Source organism: Oleiphilus sp. HI0086, from assembly GCF_001635225.1.
On sequence record NZ_LWFZ01000553.1, the window covers coordinates 1 to 431 of the forward strand.

General features: G+C 44.3%; 1 protein-coding gene. It reads right to left on the reverse strand.

Annotated elements, in window-relative coordinates; genetic code table 11:
- The coding region (locus A3756_RS06665) for an ATP-binding protein (protein ID WP_231875501.1) at positions 1 to 431 on the reverse strand (431 nt) is incomplete at both ends.

Here is a 431-nt window from a genome sequence, read left to right on the forward strand (position 1 = left end):
CAGTGAATTGCTTGCGATATCCGGGTCTTGGTCTGTTTGTGGTTCTTCAACAAGCTCAACCGGCAGATAAACAGCCATTGTCGTACCCTTACCAAGCGAGCTATATACCTGTATATCTCCTTCCATTCGTTCAACAATACGACGAGTGATAGCCAGACCTAGACCCGTCCCCTCCATATGCTTTTGCGTATCATCACCCACCTGAACAAAATCCTGAAATAAACGTTTTTGGTTCTCTTCCGAAATACCATTTCCAGTATCACTCACCTGAATTTTCAACTGCCCATCACCTAGCATACTCATACTTAGCCCAATATGGCCTTGCTCCGTGAACTTTGCCGCATTAGATAGGAGGTTAAGAATAACTTGTGACAGGCGGTTAGGGTCGGTATTGATAAAAATAGGTTCATCAGCACCCGAGATAGAAAACT